At 72.2% G+C, this 20,020-nt stretch carries 6 protein-coding genes (1 of these 6 running past the window's edge); all 6 read left to right on the top strand.

Features of this window, described 5'->3' with window-relative positions; genetic code table 11:
- Positions 1–213 precede the first annotated feature (213 nt).
- Positions 214–660, top strand: a complete 447-nt coding sequence (locus LCD33_RS17300) for a hypothetical protein (RefSeq protein ID WP_224958425.1) — start codon at positions 214–216, stop codon at positions 658–660.
- A gap of 81 nt (positions 661–741) precedes the next feature.
- Positions 742–4,074 carry a hypothetical protein gene (locus LCD33_RS17295; protein ID WP_224978036.1) on the top strand — a complete coding sequence of 1,111 codons (3,333 nt, stop codon included), beginning with the start codon at positions 742–744 and terminating at the stop codon, positions 4,072–4,074.
- Between the two features lie 4 nt (positions 4,075–4,078).
- Positions 4,079–5,899 (top strand): hypothetical protein, encoded by a 1,821-nt coding sequence (locus LCD33_RS17290; RefSeq protein ID WP_224965998.1) that lies wholly within the window; start codon positions 4,079–4,081, stop codon positions 5,897–5,899.
- Positions 5,896–6,363 carry a YbaB/EbfC family nucleoid-associated protein gene (locus LCD33_RS17285; protein ID WP_224955967.1) on the top strand — a complete coding sequence of 156 codons (468 nt, stop codon included), beginning with the start codon at positions 5,896–5,898 and terminating at the stop codon, positions 6,361–6,363. The genes LCD33_RS17290 and LCD33_RS17285 overlap by 4 nt, the downstream gene beginning before the upstream one ends.
- Positions 6,356–6,679, top strand: coding sequence for a WXG100 family type VII secretion target (locus tag LCD33_RS17280; protein ID WP_224955966.1), 324 nt, complete (start codon positions 6,356–6,358; stop codon positions 6,677–6,679). The genes LCD33_RS17285 and LCD33_RS17280 overlap by 8 nt, the downstream gene beginning before the upstream one ends.
- 115 nt (positions 6,680–6,794) lie before the next feature.
- The coding region annotated (locus tag LCD33_RS17275) for a hypothetical protein (protein WP_224978035.1) crosses the window boundary (this coding region is incomplete at its 3' end): on the top strand, positions 6,795–20,020 show 13,226 of its 39,025 nt. Its footprint extends 25,799 nt past the window's final position.

Below are 20,020 nucleotides of genomic sequence, written 5' to 3'. Positions count from 1 at the left end.
CCCCCACCCCCCCCCCGCCCCCCCCCCCCCCCCCCCCCCCCCCCCCCCCCCCCGGGGCGGTGGAACGCCCAGCCGCCCCAACCCCGCCCGGGCGCCGGCCCCGGGGGGGGGGGGGGGGGGGGCCCCGCGACTCGGCCCGGCATCGCTCTTCTCCACCCGCCGCTCTCCGCGGCCACGTTCGATGCTGACGACACCACGTAAGTAGGGATGGTCATGGCGGACAAAACCGCTTTCTCCCCGGATGACATCAAGAACGCTGCCAACGAGATCGGCAAGCTGACCGAGGACATGGCGGCCTTCCAAGAGCTGAAGGCGCACTGGCCCAACGCAGGTCACTTCGAGACCGCGCAGTGGCTGGAGCGGATCGTCGACGACCGCCGCAACGGCCTGGTCGCGCACGCCGAGCGGTTGAAGAACATCTTCGACAACATGAAGACCGACCTCACCGCGATCGCGAACGACTTCGAGAACGCCGACGGCGAGAACGCCGACAAGATCAAGGCCGAGGTCGCCGACATGCGCGGCCACATCGACACGGCGATCTCCTCCCTGGACAAGGGCACCGAGGCCGAGCAGCACAACTTCTCGGACGACCCGGACATCAAGCCGGAGGACAACGCCAAGGACGGCGACGGCTACAACGACACCCTGCCCGCCTGATCGTGGTGCAGGGCAGCAGACCCAGATCCCGTTAGTCATTCGATCGGCCGGTGGGCCGCTTCTTTGTGAGGACCATTTCCGATGGCGGACAAAGCCGAAAACGTGGTGGGCGTCTACAGCGCCTCCGCCCCTCCCATGGCTGTGGACAACTACTCCAGCTGGGAAGAGATCGACGCCGCCACCTGGGACCTCACGCACAACGGAGGGGCCACCGGCGATCACGCGAGTCTGAGCAGCAACAAGACCGCGGAAGCCTGGTACGAGCTGGAAGCCGCTTTCAAGAAGGCGACCGAACGGCTCGGTGAGATCAACGAGGGCTTCAACAAGCAGATCAAGGCCCTGCAGGACCACATGCAGGGCGTCGCGGGCGACGAGTTCAACAAGTACGCGACGGATCTGTTCAAGGAGAGCGAAGACCTCTACAACACGCTGACGAACCAGGCCTACGCCACCACCGTCGGCAACATCGGTCACGCCATCCAGGACTACGCGCAGCGCTGGTGGGAGGCGCTCGACAACGAGCACGAGCGCCGCAAGACCGCGATCGAGAAGATCGAGGCGGTCTCCACCGAGCTCAGCCAGTCCGAGTTCGACAGCAAGGTCCAGGAAGCGGTCGACGTCAGCGAGGAGAACCTCCTCAAGGAGCTCAAGGTCCTGCTGACGAACCTCACGAACCAGTACAGCACGCGTGGTTCCGACCTGAGTCCGCTGCACATCGCCCTCAGCCCCGCCGCCGAGAACACCGGCGGCGGCGAGGACGGCAACGGCGATGACAAGGACGGCAAGGACGGCAAGGACGACGACTCCAACGGTTCGGGCGACGACGAGGACTCCTCGGGCTCGGGCGACGACTCCTCGGGCTCCGGCGACGACGACTCTTCGGGTTCCGGCGACGACGAGGACGACACGTCGCAGGACGAGAAGGACGCCAAGGACGACGCCGACGACGCCATCGACGACCTGACCGGCGAGGGCGAGGGCTCGGGCGAGGGCTCGGGCGAGGGTTCCGGCGAGGGCTCGGGCGAGGGTTCCGGATCGGGCTCCGGTTCCGGATCCGGCTCCGGAGAAGGTTCGGGCGAAGGGTCCGGCGAGGGCTCCGAGGACTACGACAAGGGCCTGCAAGACGCGAAGAGCGCCGCGAACGATGCCATCGACGGCCTCACCTCCGACGGCCCGGGTGTCGGCGGCGGTGAAGGCGCTGGTGGTGGCGAAGGTGCTGGCGGCGCCGAAGGTGCTGGGGACACCGGTGGTGCTGGGGACACCGGTGGTGCTGGGGACACGGGTGGTGCTGGGGACACGGGTGGTGCTGGGGACACGGGTGGTGCTGGGGACACGGGTGGTGCCGGTGAAAGCCAGGGCGACGACTACCAGCAGGCCACCGAGGACGCGAAGAAGGCCGCGAACGACGCGATCGACGGCTTGGGCGAAGGTGCCGGCGCTGGTGGCGGCGAAGGTGCGGGCGAGGGCGAAGGTGCTGGTGGCGGCGTCGGCGGCATGCCGGGCGGCATGGGCTCCGGAGGCGGCAGCACCGGTTCCGGCGGTAGCAAGAGCGGCAGTGACAGCCAGCGCGACAAGGGCCTCGAGGACGCGAAGAAGGCCGCGAACGACGCCATCGACTCGCTCGCGGGCGGCGGTGAAGGCGGTCCTGAAACCGAGTCGGGCGGTCCCGGAAGCGAGGGCTCCGGCGGCGGTGCCGGCGAGGGCGTCGACACTGGGGAGGCTAAGAAGGCCGCGGGCGACGCGATCGGCGACCTCAAGGGCCAGACCGACAGCCCGGAGGCGCAGCAGCGCCTGGACGACGCGAAGAAGGCCGCCGACGACGCGATCGGCGACCTGAGCAAGGACGGTGGCCAGCCCAGCGCCGAAGAGGCCAAGAAAGCCGCGTCCGACGCCATCGACTCGCTCGGCCAGGAAAGCGACAGCCCCGAGCAGCAGCAGGCGATGGAGGACGCCAAGAAGGCGGCCGACGACGCCATCGACTCGCTCGCCGGCGGTGGCAGCGGTGGCCCGAACACCGAGTCCGCCGGCCCCGGCGGTGCCGACGAGAAGCTCGACGGCGGAGAGGCTAAGAAGGCCGCGGGCGACGCGATCGACGACCTCAAGGGCGAGACGCAGAGCCCCGAGGCCCAGGAACGCCTGGACGACGCCAAGCAAGCGGCCAACGACGCGATCGAGGACCTCACCAAGGACGGCGGCGAGCCGACCGCGGAAGAGGCGAAGAAGGCCGCGGACGAGGCCATCGACGCGCTCGGCCAGGACGGCGACTCCCCCGAGCAGCAGCAGGCCATGGAGGACGCCAAGAAGGCGGCCGACGACGCCATCGACGACCTCGCCGTGAAGGACACTCCGGTGGACGGCGGCGAGGCGAAGAAGGCCGCCTCCGACGCCATCGGCGACCTGGCCAAGGGCACCCAGGACCCGGCCGCCCAGCAGCGCATGCAGGACGCGCAGCAGGCCGCGAACGACGCGATCGAGGACCTCACCAAGGACGGCGGCGAGCCGACCGCGGAAGAGGCGAAGAAGGCCGCGGACGAGGCCATCGACGCGCTCGGCCAGGACGGCGACTCCCCCGAGCAGCAGCAGGCCATGGAGGACGCCAAGAAGGCCGCGGACGACGCGATCAACGAGCTGGCCAGCCCGTCCGACTCCGGCGGCCCGATCGACGACGCCCAGGCCCGCAAGGCGACCTCGGACGCCATCGGCGACCTGACCACCAAGAGCGCCGACCCGGCCGCGCAGCAGCGGCTGCAGGAAGCGCAGCAGGCGGCCAACGACGCCATCGGCGGGCTCAGCCAGGACGGCACCCCGCCGAGCGGTGAGGAGGCCAAGCAGGCCGCCTCCGACGCGATCGACCAGCTCGGCCAGGACGGCGATTCCCCGGCGCAGCAGCAGGCCATGGAGGACGCCAAGAAGGCCGCGAACGACGCGATCGACGGCCTCGCCTCCGGCGGTACCGGCGGCGGTGGCGGCGGGTCCGAACTGGACGACTTCCTCGGTGGCGGTGGCGGTGGCGGTGGCGGTGCAGCGAAGGCCGCCGCGGACGACGCGATCTCCAGCCTCGGCTCCGGCTCCGGCGGCGGTGGCGGCGGCTACGGTGGTGGTGGCTACGGCGGCGGCGACAGCCCGAGCGCCCAGTTCGACGTGGCGGCCAAGCAGGGCCTGGCCGCGCCGGGCGGTGCCGCGGCCGCGGCCACGGGTGGTGCCGCGGGCGGTGCGGCCGGTGGTGCCGCGGGCGGTGCAGCCGGCGGTGGGATGCCCATGGGCGGCATGCCGATGGGCGGTGGCATGGGCGCGGGCGCCGGTGCCGCCGGGCAGCAGAACCAGGAGCGCGAGCCGCAGATCTGGATGAAGGCGGACGACGGCGTCTGGGACGAGGACAAGGACAACCCGCCATCGGTGCTCGGACGGAGCTGATCTCGTGCCCACCAGCACACCCATCCCGTCGAACCTGGACCAGCTGAACTTCGACCAGCTGGCCCAGCTGATCAACGAACGCGACCCGGAGCTGTACCACCAGCGCGCCGACGAGTTCGATCGCGCCACGGCGGGGCTCCAGCAGCTGATCGACGGCCTGCGCGCCACCATGCGCAGGCTGGAGGTCGGCCTGTCGGGGCTGTCGATGGACCAGGCCGCGCAGGCGGCCGAGCACCTGGCGGCGAAGAACGAGGCCGTGCTGCACGCGATGCAGCAGCCGGGCTACGCCGCGATGCTGCGCCGCGCCGCCGAATCGCTGGCGTCCGCGCAGCAGCGGCTGCGCGACCTGCAGCAGCAGCGGGCCGAGCAGAGCGACGCCCCGCCGGAGGAGGCCGGGAAGGCCGACGAGGACCGCACCGAGCAGGCCCGCCAGATCCTGCGCGACCTGGCGACCTCCTACGGCGACGCGGCGGGCGGGTTCACCCCGCTGCCCGGCACCGGCCCGGGCAGCACCCCGGTGGACCAGATCACCGCGAACGGCGGCGCTGAGGGCGGCCAGTCCGGTAGCGGCGGGGGGTTCTCCACCGCCGTCTACTACGGACCGGACGGCACGCCGCAGGTGTCGGACGCCGGCTACGCGCCGGGTGCGGGCGGTGGCGCCGTCGGCACGATGGCGCGCACCTTCGGCAGCCCGGCGGGCATCGGCGGCAACGGCTCCGGCGACGGTTCGGCCTCCGGCGGCGGGACCGGCGGTGTCGGCGGCGGTGCGGGGGAACGCTCCGGCGGCAACGCGGCCCCGTGGCTGGCGGCCTCCGCGACCGGGTCGCCCGCGGTGCTCGGGCAGTCGTCCGCGGGCATCGGCGGCGGCGGTGGTGGTGGTTCCACGACCGCCGGCGGCGGGTGGCGGACGGCTTCGGCCGCCCGCTCCGGCAGCGTGCAGGAGGGTTCGCCGCAGGTCCTCGGCAAGCGGATGGTGGCGAGTTCGGCCACCGGCGGGACCGACGCGTCCACCGGGAAGAAGGAGAAGCGGCCGCAGACCTCCAGCCAGGAGAACGTCTCCTCGGGGCAGGAGGAGATCAGCACGATGAGCTCGCCGGTGGAGGAGCACAAGGAATCCACCGCGGACGCGCCGTTCCTGCAGTCCCACTCCCCGGGCCACCTCACCGCGACGGCCACGGCCGGCGCGGCGGCGGGCGCGACGGCGGCGGGCACCCTGTCGTCGAACACGCCCGGTTCGCACGCACCGCTGCACGCGCAGACCCCGGCGCCGGACCCCTCCGCGAATCCGCCCGGCGGCGGGAATCCGCCCGGTGGCGGGAACCAGCCCGGCCAGCACGCGCCGGTGGCGAAGTCGACGACCGCCGGAGCGCCGCTGGACGCCGGTTCCGCCGGCGCGCACAGCACCACCAGCGGCGGGCCGCGCAGCGCGCCGACCTCCGCGCTGGACCTCGGCCAGGTGCGCACCCCGGGCGGTACGCCGACGCTGCCGCGCCCCGGCGGGGAGTTCTCCGCCGCGATGCCCGGCACCGGCGGCGGTGTGCCCGGCGGCACCGGGCAGCCGGGCGGTCCGATGCACGGCCCGATGGGCATGATGGGTGCCGGTGCGGGCGCGGGTGGCCAGCGCGACGAGGAGCGGCAGCCGAACGTTCCCGTTCCGGCGGACCGGGATTCCTGGGACGACGGCAACGGCGTGCTCGGCGCGGTCGGTCGCCGGTCGCGGTCCGAAGAGGACGGTCCGGAGCCGAAGGAGAAGCCGGTGGGCGACGCGAACGCCCAGATCGACGAGATCATCAATGGTCTCCGGGAGGAGCGGAAGATTCGATGACCGAGATGAACCGCGGTGGCGGCGCCTTCCAGGACCTCGAAGCGGCGATGGCCGCACTGGAGCAGGAACAGCGCAAGCTCGCCGAGATCAGCGAGGTCCGCGAGAACGAGACGACGACGGTCCAGGCCAAGGACCGTTCGCTGGAGATGACCTTCGACGGCAGCGGTGAGCTGTCCGAGCTGAAGTTCAACGGCACGAAGTACAGGAGCATGGCCCCGGCGCAGCTGGCCCACGTGATCGTGGAGACGCTCCAGCAGGGCCGCGCGCAGGCGATGGCGAAGATGACGGACCTCATGGGGTCCGATGCGCTGCCGGGAATTGATCTAGCGGGCATCGCCGCGGGTAAGGTAGACCCGAGCAGCGTGATCGACGCGCTGCTGTCCCCGATGCTCGACGGCATCGTCGATGACGACGACCGCCCCGGCAAGGATTCCCGTGCGGAGAAGGGTGGCCAGGATGGCTGACGACTTCTACCTCGACCCGGACGGGATGCGGGCCGCCAACCAGCGGATCAAGACGGCGCACAGCGAGATGGAAGCCGCCTTCGAGGAGCTCAGCGCCGAGCTGGCGGAGCTCTACGGCTGCTGGGGCAACGACGACGTCGGCAAGGCGTTCGAGGAGAACTACAAGGAGCCCGAGAAGAACATCAAGGAAGGTTCCAAGGGGATCCTCGACGGCGTCGACGAGCTGACCGGCTCGCTGGACGAAGCGGTGGACGAGTTCGTCGAGGTGGACGAGCAGAACCGCCGGAACGTCGAGAACACCGGTTACGAGTCCTGATCTCGGCGCCGGGAACCGTGCGACCTCTCTGCTGGGAGACGAGGGCCGCGAAGACGTGAGTTGAGCACCCGGGCGCGACAGGGCGCCCGGGCTCGAATCTGGAGAGGGGGAGCCGGTGAGCAAGTACGAAACCACCGAGCTGCCCGACAAACTCCAGAAGTTCTTCAAGATCACTCTCGGCATGGAGTGGCCGGAGGGCAGCGAAGGCGGCCTCAACGCGCTGCACGACGCGTTGGAGCGCTACGCCGACCGCACCGACGAGACGGCCGCCAAGATGGAGTCGGCCGGCGGCGACATCGACGAGTCCCTGAACGGCGACACCTCCGACGAGACCGTCCGGTACGTGAAGGGCGATCTGCCCGGGTACCTGCGGGAGCAGTCCGCCGTCGCGCGCGACCTGGCGAGCAAGGCCAAGGACGCCGCAGCGGACATCCAGAAGAACAAGATCATGTTCATCGCGATGACCGCGATGACGCTGGCGACGGTGATCTCGCTGATCGCCTCGCTGTTCGGCGCGTTCATGGTCCCCGCGGTGCTCGCCGCCGCGCGCGTGGGCATCACCGCCCTGCTGCGCGAACTGATCAAGCAGATCGCGCAGAACATCGTCAAGCAGCTCGGCCGCATCCCGCAGGCCGTCAAGGCGGGCGGCTGGAAGGCCGGGGCGAAGGCGGCCGGTTCGCAGGCCTGGCAGCTGGGCAAGTACCCGGCCGGTGGTGCGGCGTTCGGCGCCGGGGTGATGGGCGGTCTGGACGCGGGCATCCAGGGCATCCAGAAGGCGGCCGGTTACCGCGACAACATCAACACCGAGTCCATCAAGGGCATGGTCATCGGTGGTGCGATCGGTGGCGCCGCCTCCGGTTTCGCCGCCGGTGCGGTCCGCGGCGTGGCGAAGAGCCTCGACGACGTGATGGTCAACATCAACAAGAACATCGGGAACGCGAACAAGCTGCGTGCACCCGATGATCAGATCCCGGAGAAGAAGTTCACCCGGGGCCAGGTGGCGGCGGGACGTGCCATCGATGGTGGTTTGCAGGTCGTCTCGGTCGCGGCGAGCAACCCGCTGGTCTACCTGGCCACCGACGACAAGCACGGCGTGGCCTCGGACGGCATGTTCGGCGCCTTCGCCAAGGGCGGTCTGGGCGGCAAGTCCGGTGGCGGCAAGGCCGGGGCGGGCACGCCGACGATCAGCGAGGTCAAGGGCCCCGGCGACCTGAAGATCCCGAGCCCGGGCGAGAAGTCCGGCGGCGGCGACGCCACGGGCGACAAGAAGGGCACCGGCGGGGCGCGGGACGGCGAGTCCTCGACGAACACCTCCAGCGACGGGCCGCCGAGCTACGAGCAGGCCACCCAGGGCCCGCCGTCGTACGCGGAGGCCAACGGCGGGGGGACCACGGGCGCCGGGCAGGGCGGCCACGATTCGAGCGGCCAGACGGATTCGAGCGGCCGGTCGGACTCCAGTGGTCAGTCGAGTTCGAGCGGGCAGTCGGATTCCAGTGGCCGGTCCGATTCCAGCGGCCGGTCGGACTCCAGTGGCCAGTCCGACTCCAGTGGCCAGTCCGATTCGGCGGGCCGGTCGGATTCGAGCGGCCAGACGGAATCCAGCGGCCGGTCCGACTCCAGTGGTCGGTCGGATTCGAGTGGCCAGTCGGATTCGGCGGGCCGGTCGGATTCGAGCGGTCAGTCGAACTCCGGTGAGCAGTCGAACTCGACGCACGCCGGGGCCGGGCAGTCGGATTCCGCGGGCTCGCGCGACAGCTTGGTGGACTCGAACCGGGACGGCGCGGGGCAGCAGGACTCCTCCTCGCGGGACGTGAGCCACGGCGGCACGAACCTCGGCTCGGTGTTCTCGAACTCCGCGCCGGTCGCCACCGAGTCGAACGGGATCGGCTCGGCCGACGGCGGCACGACATCGGAGAGCTCCGGGACCTCGACCTCGCACAGCAGCGGGTCCGGCCAGTCCTCCTCGACCGGCGGCTCCGATTCGACGGGGACGCAGTCGACCTCGCACTCCAACGACTCCTCGTCGTCCAACCAGGGCCAGGCCGTCGCGCACGGCGGGTTCGGGCAGTCGCAGAGCACCTCCGGCGGTCAGGTCGGCGGCGCGGCGAACTCGACGGCGGGCACGAGCACCTCGGGTCCCACCGCTGCGTCCGCGCCGAGCTCCAGCACGACGTCCGCGGCCACGAGCGGCCCGAACACGGTCTCCACCGGCGGCCCGAACACGACGGCTACCGGTCCGGGAACCACCGCCACCGGTCCCGGCACGGCCGCGACGGGACCGAGTACGACCACGACGGGGCCGGGCACGGCCGCGACGGGACCGAGTACGACCACGACGGGGCCGGGCACGGCCGCGACGGGGCCGAGTACGACCACGACGGGGCCGGGCACGGCCGCGACGGGGCCGAGTACGACGGCGACGGGGCCGAGTACGACCGCGACCGGCCCGAACACGACGGCGGCCGGACCGAACACGACGGCGGCCGGACCGAACTCGACATCCACGGGTCCGAGCACGACGGCCACCGGCCCGAGCACGACCAGCACCGGCGGGTCGAGCACCACCACGGGCGCGCAGAGCAGCACGGGCGGGCAGACCTCGTCGACCGCGGCGACCGGACCCGGGCAGGCGCAGAGCACCCAGGGCGGCGACCGCACCGGGACGCAGGGCGGTCCGAACCAGACCTCGACCACGAACCAGAGCGGCTCGACGGGCACCGGACCGGACGGCACGACCCCGTCGAACAGCACCGACGGCCCGTCGAACGAGATCGACGGTTCCAGCACCCGGCAGGACGCTGCGGGCGGGGACCGGATCGACGCCGGGTTCCGCGACGACGTGCAGAACTCGCGCGACGAGTCGCAGTCGTTGCGTGACGATGCACAGAGTTCACGGGACGAGTCGCGGGCCTCGCGGGATGATTCCCAGGTCTCGCGGGACGAGTCGCAGCTTTCGCGGGACGAATCCCGGTCCTCGGGCGAGGAATCGCAGGCTTCCCGGGACGAGTCGAACTCCCGGGAGGAGCAGAATTCTCGGGACGACGAGTCGACCACCGAACCCGGGCAGTCCCGCGACGACTCGGCCGAGCTCACCGAATCGGACCGCCCGGCGGAATCCGAGCGCGCCCCCGATTCCCGCGCGGACGAAGCGGAATCGGGCCGCGACCGGAGCGAGGACTCCGCCGCGCTAGCGCCGGTGCAGGGCCAGCACCAGGCGGGCGGCCAGCCCGGGAACCAGACGACCCAGCCCGGGAACCAGGCGAGCAACCAGCCCGGGCGCGGTGCGGCCGCCACCCCGCAGGCGGGCGGCGAGGCGCGGGCTCCGCAGCCCGGCGCGTCCACCGGAGGCAGGCAGGACGGCGCCGCGCCCCCCGCGCGCACCAGCGGCGAACCGGACTCGGCCACCGCGAACCCGGCGGCCGAGCAGCGGCCCGATACCACCGCCACCCCGGAAGCGGACCCCGCCACCGAGTCGCGGTCCGAGTCCGCGCCCCGCACCGAATCCGAGGGCCGCCCGGACACCACCGCCGAGCCGGAAGCCGGCGCCACCCGCTCCGACGGCTCCACCGAGCAGTCCGCCCGCACTGAGCAGTCCACCCGCGCCGAGGACGCCGAGCAGCCGAGCCGCGACGCGGACGAGCAGCCGACCCGCGACGCGGACGAACAGCCGAGCCGCGCGGAGGACGAGCAGTCCACGCCCGACGCGGAGCGCACCGACCCGGCCGCGTACACGGCACCGCACCAGACGACGCCATCGACGCCGACCCAGACCAGCCCGAACCAGTCGACGCCCAACCAGTCGACCCCGAACCAGGGCACGCAGAACCAGGCGAACCCGAACCAGACCAGCCCGAACCAGGCGAACCCCGGCCAGACCACTCCGAACCAGCCCGGGCAGCAGCCCGCCGGGCGCCCGAACGTCACCTCGCAGCCCGACCCGGGCCAGGCGCGCGGCGGCGACCAGACCGGCAACCGCGGCACCGACTCCCGCGGCCCGGCCACCGAGAGCAGCAGCCCGAACCGGTCCCAGGACGGCACCCGGACCCCGGACGGGGAACGCGGCCTCAACGTCACCGCGCCCGACCCGCGCACCGCTCCCAGCACGTCGCGCGGCGGCTCCACCACCTCCGCGCCCGCCCGCGAGGGCGGCAGGCAGGACCCGCCGCTGCCCCCGGTGTTCGCCGCGCTGCTCACCGATCCAGACCTGGCGCCCGCGCCGACGCCGGACGCGCCGCGCGCCCCGCAGGGCGGCAGGCTGAACGGCCCCGCCCAGCAGGGCGAGACCCCGCTGCGCATCCCGGACCCGGACGAGGTCGTGGCCGGACTGGGCCCGCAGGGCGGCCGGTCGCTGGTGATGGGCGGCGAGTCCGCCGCGCAGCGCAACACGACGACCCAGCAGGACACCGCGGCGGGCACCTCGTTCGCCCGGGACGTCCCGCTGGCCGAGGACCTCGATTCCGCCGCCCGCTCCTACAGCAAGCTCGCCGCGGGCCGGACCCGCGAACTGCTGGACACCGCGGCCGTGCTGCTCAGCCGCGCCGGCGAGATCCCCGGCAAGGTGCCGACGGTCCTGTGGGAAGCGATCGCGGCGCGCATCGCGAAGGGGGAGCACGGCCGCGCGGAGGAGTTCGTCCAGCGCTACGTGCACGACAAGGACTCGCTGGCGGGGTCCGAGCTGGCCACGCGGGTCGGCCGCCCCGAATCCGACACCCCGCCGGTGTCCCCTGTGGACGGTCCTCGGCGCGGTGACGGGGCCGAGGGCACCGGCACCTCCACCCCGGAGGTCGCGAAGGACGCCGAGGACGGCGCGCGCGGCACCGACGACGCGAACTCCGACGGCAAGCGCTCGGAGGACCCCGACGACGCCCGCGAGTCCGACCGCGGCGAGGACGGTGCCGAGAATTCCGAGGACGGCGGGAAGAAGAAGGACTCCGACGAGGCGGCGAAGGACGCCGAGGACGAGGCGAAGAAGACCCCGAAGCCGGTCCGGGAGATCCGGGAGGCCCTGCCGGACTACGTGCGCAGCGGCCAGTCGCTCGGCCCGATCGAGCAGATCGGCGCCACCCGCCGCGCGAACCTGCCGGAGGACACCCGCACGCTGGAATTCACCGGCCCGGACGTCGTCGCCCACCTCAACAGCCTGGTCCCCGGCGGGAAGGGCAAGTGGGAGGACACCGGCGTCGTCCAGCGCCGCATCGACAACGCGGTGCACAGCCTGGTCGGCACCGGCGACACCTTCACCGTCCGCAAGGGCGGCAAGTTCTACGAGCTGCTGGTCCGGGCCGTCCCGCAGTTCGACGAGATGAAGTCGGTGAAGCCCTCCGAGGAGTCCATCAAGGCGAGCACCAAGACCGAGAAGTCGACCTCGCACACCAGCGCCGAGGCGCGGGACAAGTCGTTCTCCCCGCAGCTGGCGACGACCTCGGTGCCCGGCCTCTACGTGTACGTGAACCCGACGCTGCCCGGCGGCTTCTCCGAGACGCACCTGTCGGAGCAGAGCCAGAAGCACGGCAGCGGCCACAAGTACGCGATCAAGGAACTGCACGACGTCGACGTGCCGATGAAGTTCGAGTTCTCGCTGCGCGACAGCAAGGACCGCGTCGTCACCCCGTCCGGCATGGGGCGCGACGTCACCGGTCCTGTCGCGAACCGCAAGCTCGAGCAGCACACCGTCTCGGAGACGGCGGACGTGGCACTGCGGGTGCCGATCGGGCTCTCCAACGGCCGGTCCATCGGCAACGTGCTCGCCGACGCCCACGCGCACCTGGACAGCTACCACCAGCCGTTGAACCAGCGCCGCCAGCTGAAGCTCGCGGAGCAGGGCGTGCACGAGATCGGGCCGCTCGGCGAGGCGGGCAGCCGCGCCGTCCGGGACTCGGCGCCGATCGGTGTCACCCTGCACACCGGGTCGCTCGGCGGCTCGTTCTTCAACCAGGTGCAGCACCTCCTCGGCAAGCGGTTCCGGCAGGAGAGCGCCGTCGACGCGCACGGCCGTCCCGCCCTGCAGGAGTTCTTGCACAAGGACAGCATCGCCGAGCGGCTGCCGGAGATGACGGTCTTCGAGGGCGCGCACCCCGAGGCGGGCTGGGTGCAGTCCGGTGAGATCTACAAGGGCCGGAAGCTCTCGCTGTTCCGCTCGCACCCCGGCACGAAGATCGAGATGCGGGCGGTGGCGACCTGGATCAAGGTCGGCCACGAGCACGCGGACGTGAAGCACTCCGACTCGCAGACCGCCAAGTTCGGCAGCAAGGACGTCCGCAAGACGGATCGCTCCGGCGGGCTGAACGCCATCGGTGGCCCCGGTGTCGTCGTCGGCCCGTTCCGGGTCGTGGCGGGCCCGAACGTCGGGTTCAACATCGGCCGGGCCAACGAGCAGAGCATCGAACGCTCCACCGAGGTCACCCACACCGTCGACACGACCGGTGAGACCGCGCGGTACCAGCTCGGCTACAAGATCCAGGTCCGCAAGCTCGGCGGGGACCCGGTCACGCTGGACGGCATCGTCGCCGCCGACATGCTCGGGGACCGCGGCAAGGCGGCGGAGGCCGGGCTGTTCGAGGGCACCCCGCTGGCCGACGCGCACCGCCCGGAGAACTTCCGCTCCGGCACCGAGCGCACCCACTTCCTGCCGGAGTCGGTCGAGAACGGCCACGCCTTCATCGGCAGGCTCACCGACCTGCCCGTCGGGCGGGACCTGTACAACGGGCTGGCGGACCTGCTGCGGGACATCCCGCTGCGCGGGAAGGTCCGGCTGGACCGGAACATGTTCATCCGGCAGTTCGACGACCAGGCGTTCGCGAAGGGCCTGTCCGCGAAGATCGCCGACGTGCTCAAGCGGGGGCGCAGCCTCGCCGACCTCCTCGCCGACGAGGAGGTCGTCAAGCAGCTCGTCCCGCACATGGTCGACGGGGCGCTGCACCTGCCGCTGAAGCGGGAATCGCTGCTGACCGACTACGTGTCCGTCGTGCGGCTGTCGATGGAGACCAGCAACATCCGCGACGGCGAACCGGTCCGCTCCGGGGGCGAGTCCTTCGGGGACGGTTCAGCGCGGCTGGACGGTGACGCCACCCCGGAGGGCAGCGGCGGCCGGTCCGGCGAGGAGTCCGGCAGCGGTGCGAAGGACGGTGCGAAGGACGGGGCCAAGGACGGGGAGTCCAAGAGCGACGGCGCGCTCAACACCAGCCGGAAGGTCGCCGACGAGACCACGGTGAAGAGCAGCCGGTTCCGCAAGCGCGGCCTCATCGGCGGCGTCCAGGCCCGGTTGTACTCCTCTTTGGGCATCGGTTCCTACGTCCTCAACGGCGGCTACCGCGCCGAGGGCAACCGCACCCGCAAGCGGGGCTTCGAGTTCACCCGCGAGACCGCGGTCGAGCGCAAGCGCGGCGGCAGCATCGCCCCGGACGGCAAGCTCACCGACCACGCGCTGCGCTCGTTCCGCGCGGACCTCGACTTCAAGGCCGAGGTCATCTCCTACAAGCGCCCCAGCGAGGGGATGCGCCGCATCCGCCCGCAGCGCCCCGGCAGGCACGTACCGGTGTTCCAGGAGCTCACCAGCGACTTCCCGGTCGACCTGACCTCGCAGGAGCGCTCGCGGCAGAAGCCCAACCCGCACGTCGCCGAGCCGATCACGAAGCGCGTCGACGCCCGCTTCGTGGTGCCGGAGAGCCTCGTCAGCGAAGAGGACCCGCTGGCGATGACGCACTTCGAGGAGGGCACCCCGGACGCCCGCGTCGAGCAGATCGCCGACCCGCCCGCGCCGCACCAGCTGCCCCCGGGCGGCAGCCGCAAGCTCGACGGCGCCCAGCTGGTCGGGTTCACCGGCGGGAAGATCCTGCGCCAGATGGCGGCCGACCTGCTCAACCAGGTCACCCGCAACGACCCGATCGTCCGGTTCCCGGTCCCGGAGATCACCAGCCCGATCTCGCACATGCTCGGGGCGGACCGCATCGAGGGCGACCCGCGGCTGTTCAGCAGGCCGCGCACCACGTCGATCTCGTATTCGCGGGCGCGCCGCGACCTGTCCATCGAGATGGGCACCTCGTTCAAGCCGGTGCTCGACAGCAGCAGCCCGGTCACCCGCAGCGAGTACGAGCAGGCCACCCGGGAGCTCACCGGCAAGGCGGGCGCCGGGCGCACCACGGGGTGGAACGTCAACCACGGCGGCTACGTGGGCGCGGTGTTCACCGGGCCGTTCGGGCAGGGCGTCAAGACGGGCACGCACGACGTGGACGGGCTCGGCGTCGGCGTCATCAACCTGCAGCCCTACAGCCACTTGCGCGGGGCGGAGAACTCGCGCTCGCTGGAGAGCGGGCAGACGCTCACCGTCGAGACCGCGCCGGAGAAGGTGTACCTGGCGCGGGTCAAGGTGCACGCCGGGATGGTCGCCGAAGCCACCTACAAGGGGAACTTCGACCAGCTGGAGCTGTTCTCCCGGCCGGATCCGCGGCGCCGCGGGCAGTACGTGGAACTGCCGGAGTCGCAGCTGGTGTGGCTGACGAAGGAACAGCTGGACGAGCTCAGCCCCGGTCTCGGCGGGGAACGCGGCGGCACCGAGCAGTCGTCGTCGACGACGCCGGACTCCGACCCGGCGACCGGCGAGCCGCCCATCGACGCCACGACCTCCGAGGCGACCACGACCTCGACCGGTGATCGCAGCACCGCGTCCCGCCCGGACGCCTCGCTGCCGCTGCCGCCGACCCTGGACCCGACCCGCACCGTGCGGCCGTCCTTCGGCCTCGGCGGCATCATCGACCCGGTCGACCTGGCGAACCAGATCGGCGAGATCCGGGAGAGCTTGAGCAGCAAGCTCGGCGAGGACGTCGCCGAGGCACTGCTGCCGAGCACCTCCGCGGGCAACCCGCGCAACAACCACGCTTCGCTGCAGGCGATGCTCACCGACATCAACAACTCGGTGGAGCAGGCGCTCAACGGTGGGGAGCGGACCGCGCTGCGCTACGAGCGCCGCTTCAAGGGCAACACCTACCGGTTCAACCTGGAAGCGGACTTCCAGCCCGACCACGGCCCCGGTTCGATCCGGCACGTCGAGAAGCTCAAGGTCACCAACCTCGCCAGCACCGCGCTGGAGAAGGTCCGCACCAGCGGCCGGACGCTGCTGACCACGATGTTCGCCGGCCGGCTCGGCGTGCGCGGCACCGAGATCCCGCCGACCGACCAGCAGGCCAGGCAGACCGAGCACACCGGGCTCGGCGCGGCGGGCGTCGGCGTCACCCCGCAGGCGCGCTGGGGCAACCGGACCCAGCAGCTGACGAACAAGGACGAGGTCGGGCACGAGCGGTCGGCGGAGACCAGCGGCCCCGTCGCCGAGCACGGCGGCCGGCTGCGGCTGAACCTCCAGGTCGCGCACGGCGACGGCCCGGCCACGCACGCGATCACCGTGGACCGCCCGGTGACGGTGACCAAGCTGGCCGAGGAGGCGCTGCCGCCGCCGGACGGCAGCCGCTACGGGCAGACCACCCATCGCGGCAAGCTCACCGCCGACCAGATGACCCCGGACGCGTTGAACTCCTGGCGCGGCGAGGGCAAGTTCACCCTCCCCAGCGCCGACGCGCACTGGGGAGAGCACTTCTTCGGCGACATCGACGAGCTCGTCGAGGCCGGTCGCGGCGCGCTGCTGGACTCGAAGGCCGAGGTGCCGCGCGACGTCGACACCGCGCTGGCCACCGCGATCACCGTGGCGCAGCTGCGGTCGAGGCTGCCCGACCAGCTCGACGGCACCTTCACGGTGCCCATGCCGGACCTGAACCGGACGCTGGAGTTCCACGCCCGCGTCCCGGAGACCCCGAAGTTCGCCAGCACCAGCGGCTCGGTGAAGTTCGAGGGCAAGACCAAGCCCAAGGACGAGCGGACCTCCGAGGTCGAGTCCGGGCACACCACGGAACTGCGCACCACCGAGCCGTGGGGCTGGGGCGGCAACACGCAGCCCGCGGACAAGAGCCCCTACGCGTTCGGCCAGAACTCCGGCTACGCGGCGCGCGACCTGGTGGCGCTGTCCTCCCGCGACCCCGCCAAGCTGCTGCAGAGCGGGGAGCTGCACTCGGAGGACGCGGCGCGGATGCCGACCTCCGACAAGATCATCCACAACGAGGAGACCGTCACCAGGGCGCTGCTGAGCGGCCTGGAGTTCCACGTCGTCGCCCGCGAGAACCCCGGGCCGCTCACGTTCGGCGAACCGAAGGTCGGCGGCCGCACCGTCGGCTTCCGCGACGCCTTCGTCTCCCGGCTGTGGGACGACGACGCGACCGCGCGCACCGGGCACGCGATCTCCCCGGACCTGATCCAGGCCACCAAGGACCTCGCCACCAAGGGCGAGGAGTGGTCGAAGGCGGACAAGGCGCTCAAGGGCGCGCGGGAAGAAGCCGACGGCGTCGCGGGCCCGAGCCGGTCCGAGGGGTCCGACGAGCTGGCCAAGGCGCAGGAGGCCGAGTCCCACGCCCGGTCCGAGTACTCGAAGGCCAAGCGCACCTGGGACCAGCTGACCCAGGCCGAGCACGAGCGCGACGCGCGCACCCGCGAGGACGCCCGCCGCAGCGCGCGGCAGGCCGTGCAGGACCGCGCCGAGCTGGCCGCCGACTCCGCGGCGAAGTACCGGCTGCCCCCGATCCGCCGCGCCTCGGTCGCGGACGACCTGCTCAGCGGCTGGGAAGAGGTCATCAACTACGGGCTGCCGAGCTCCTCGCGCCCGCACGGGCCCGCGCTGCCGCGCATCCCGGAGGAGATCGAGCTCAGCGACCTGGCGCCGAACCGCACGCGCGGCGGTGACGACCTGTCCGGACCGCCCGCGGACACCACGACGCCGCCGGGGGAGAACTCCGGCCGGCGCGGGGACGGCGCGAACCGCGGGGACGATGCGAACCCGGGCGAGGAGTCGAACCGCGGCGAGGACTCGAACCGCACCGAGGACTCGAACCGCCGCACCGACGGCACGACCCGCGACGGCGAGGCCCCGCCCCGCCGCGGTCGCGACCGCAGCGGCACCCAGGACAGCTTCGACTTCGCCCACGACCCGGAAGCCCAGCAGTGGCGCCGGATGCTGGGCTTCTCCGAGCGGGACATCGCGCAGCAGGACGCCGCGCACAACCTCGGCACCCTGGACGAGGTCGGCCCGCTCGGCGAGGTCGAACTGGACTCGCTGCCCAGCCGCTCCACCGACTCGGACGGGGCGCCCCCCACCGACCAGGACGGCTCGTCGCGCCCGGCCCCCGAGCGCTCGGTGCAGATGGGCGGCGAGCCGGTCGCCCCGCACCGCGCGATGGTCGACGCGCTCAACGACGCCGCCGCCGAGCACTCCCGCAGCGGCCGCGAGCCGGAACCGCGCACCGAACTGCTCGGTCCGGACGTGTTCGGGCGGCGCGCCCCCGAACCGGCCCCCGACTTCCTCGCCGGGCACGACTACTCCAACCTGCCCGCGGACCGCCTCATCAGCATGTTCCGGTCGCTCGACATGGCGCGCCCGCAGGGCAGGCCGACGCACGCCGAGATGGCGCCCGACGCGCTGGTCGCCGACCCGCGCTCGGTGGTCAGCTCGCACCGGTCGCCGGTGCAGCGGGCCCGGTGGGCGCCGCGACCTCCGGTGCCGCTGCCGGAGACGCTGGAGATGCCGCGGCTGATGCACCACGTCTGGCTGGGCGGCCCGCTCTCCGGTGAGGGGCGGCACGGCTTCCACCGGGAGAACATCGGGAACTTCGCCCGGGAGCACACCGGTCAGCTGGAGACGGTGCTGTGGACGGACGTGCCGCGCTCCCAGTTCGAGCAGGCCGCCGCGCACACCGGCCCGATGCGCCGGGACCATCCGCTGGCGCCGGTCCGCGACATGCTCGGCTGGGCGCGGCAGCACAACGTCCGGTTGCTCAACCTGGACGAGGTGTCCAACGCGGAGAACCCGTTGCTCGGCCACGAGTTCACCGCGAACGAGCGGGCCAAGATGACCCCGGCAGGCAGCGCGGGCGCGAGCGACATCCTGCGCCCGGCGCTGGTGCACGAGTTCGGCGGCGCCTATCTGGACGGCGACAACGCGCTGGCCGACGTGAGCAGCCTGTTCGACGTGGTCCTCGACGGCCGGGAAGGCTACGCGCTCCACGTCGACACCGAGCGCGAGATCTTCAGCAACTCGGCGGTCGCGGCCGCGCGCCACCACCCGGCGATGCGCGCCTACCTCGACACCATGATCGGCAAGTACGAGAAGCCGTACGCCGACGTGGTGGACGGCAGGCTGCGCAACGCCGCCCCGGAGGCCTTCGACGACTCGCGGGTCGCGATGCGGCGCAACTCGATCTGGGAGCGCACCGGCCCCGGCAACCTGGAGGAATTCGCCGCGTCCCTCGGGCATCAGGACGTGCTGGACCTGCCCGGGCTCAAGAACGTCATGGTGCAGAGCACCGGCACCTGGATGTACCCGGCGCCCCCGCCGCTCCCGCGGGTGTGGGACGCGGCGTCGACCCAGCGGTTCACCGAGAACGTCGTCCAGACCCTGGTGCGCGGCCTGCACAACCGGCCCGGCGAGCTGCTGATCACCGAGGTCGGCGACGTGGTCGAGACCCACCCCGACCCGGACCTGATCTGGAACTCGGCGATCACCTTCCTGGCCGAGCACCCGACCTTCGGGCCGATGATCGAGGGCGTCACCTTCGCCCGCCACGACTACGGGCGGCCCAACAACCACGAGCTGCCCGACCACGTCCACGAGCTGCTCAACGTCGACCACGACGACCCGTACGTCCGCTACGGCGAAGTCGGGCTGCCCACCCGCATCGAGAACCCGGGCCACCCGAGCCCGGACGCGGTGGAGATGGGCGGGCACCCGCTGGACGAGGCGCTGCCGCGGGGGACCGGCAAGGACCTCACCTTCGCCGACGTGGACTTCGTGCCGCTACCCGCGGGCAAGGACGGCGAAGCGATCGGCGTCGGCTTCCCCCGCTCCGACGTCGAAGCCGAGACCATGCGCGGTGCCTTCGAAGGGGGTGCCGGGCCCCGGGCCGCGCAGCTGTACGGCGCGCCCGCCGACGGCAAGAACTACTTCGTGGCGCCGCACTTCAAGGACGGCCGCTTCACCGTCCGGGACCGCGACGGCGTGCTGCACCGCCTCGACCACGAGCAGATGAGCAAGCTGCTGCTCAGCGCCGGTCGGCCCGGTCCACAATGGACGCAGAGTACGAACCTGCTGTGGCTGAGCTGCAACCTCGGTTCGCCGGAGCACTCCGGCGTCGGCCAGGGGCTGCACTCGCTGCTGTCCGGCCAGGTCGGGGAGCAGTACGCGCCCAGCGGCAAACCGGAGCTGCTGGAGACCGGCGGCATCAACCTGCGCGGCACCGCGGAGATCACCCG

The sequence above is a fragment of the Saccharopolyspora sp. 7B genome (assembly GCF_020177435.1).
GTDB classification, from domain to species: domain Bacteria; phylum Actinomycetota; class Actinomycetes; order Mycobacteriales; family Pseudonocardiaceae; genus Saccharopolyspora_C; species Saccharopolyspora_C gregorii.
Note: the sequence above shows the minus strand (reverse complement) of the source record. Positions and strands in the feature narration are given on the sequence as shown.

Excerpts from the sequence above, each read along its gene's own strand:
- LCD33_RS17300 (WP_224958425.1), top strand. The coding sequence starts at position 214 with ATGGCGGACAAAACCGCTTTCTCCCCGGATGACATCAAGAACGCTGCC.
- LCD33_RS17295 (WP_224978036.1), top strand. The coding sequence starts at position 742 with ATGGCGGACAAAGCCGAAAACGTGGTGGGCGTCTACAGCGCCTCCGCC.
- LCD33_RS17285 (WP_224955967.1), top strand. The coding sequence starts at position 5,896 with ATGACCGAGATGAACCGCGGTGGCGGCGCCTTCCAGGACCTCGAAGCG.
- LCD33_RS17280 (WP_224955966.1), top strand. The coding sequence starts at position 6,356 with ATGGCTGACGACTTCTACCTCGACCCGGACGGGATGCGGGCCGCCAAC.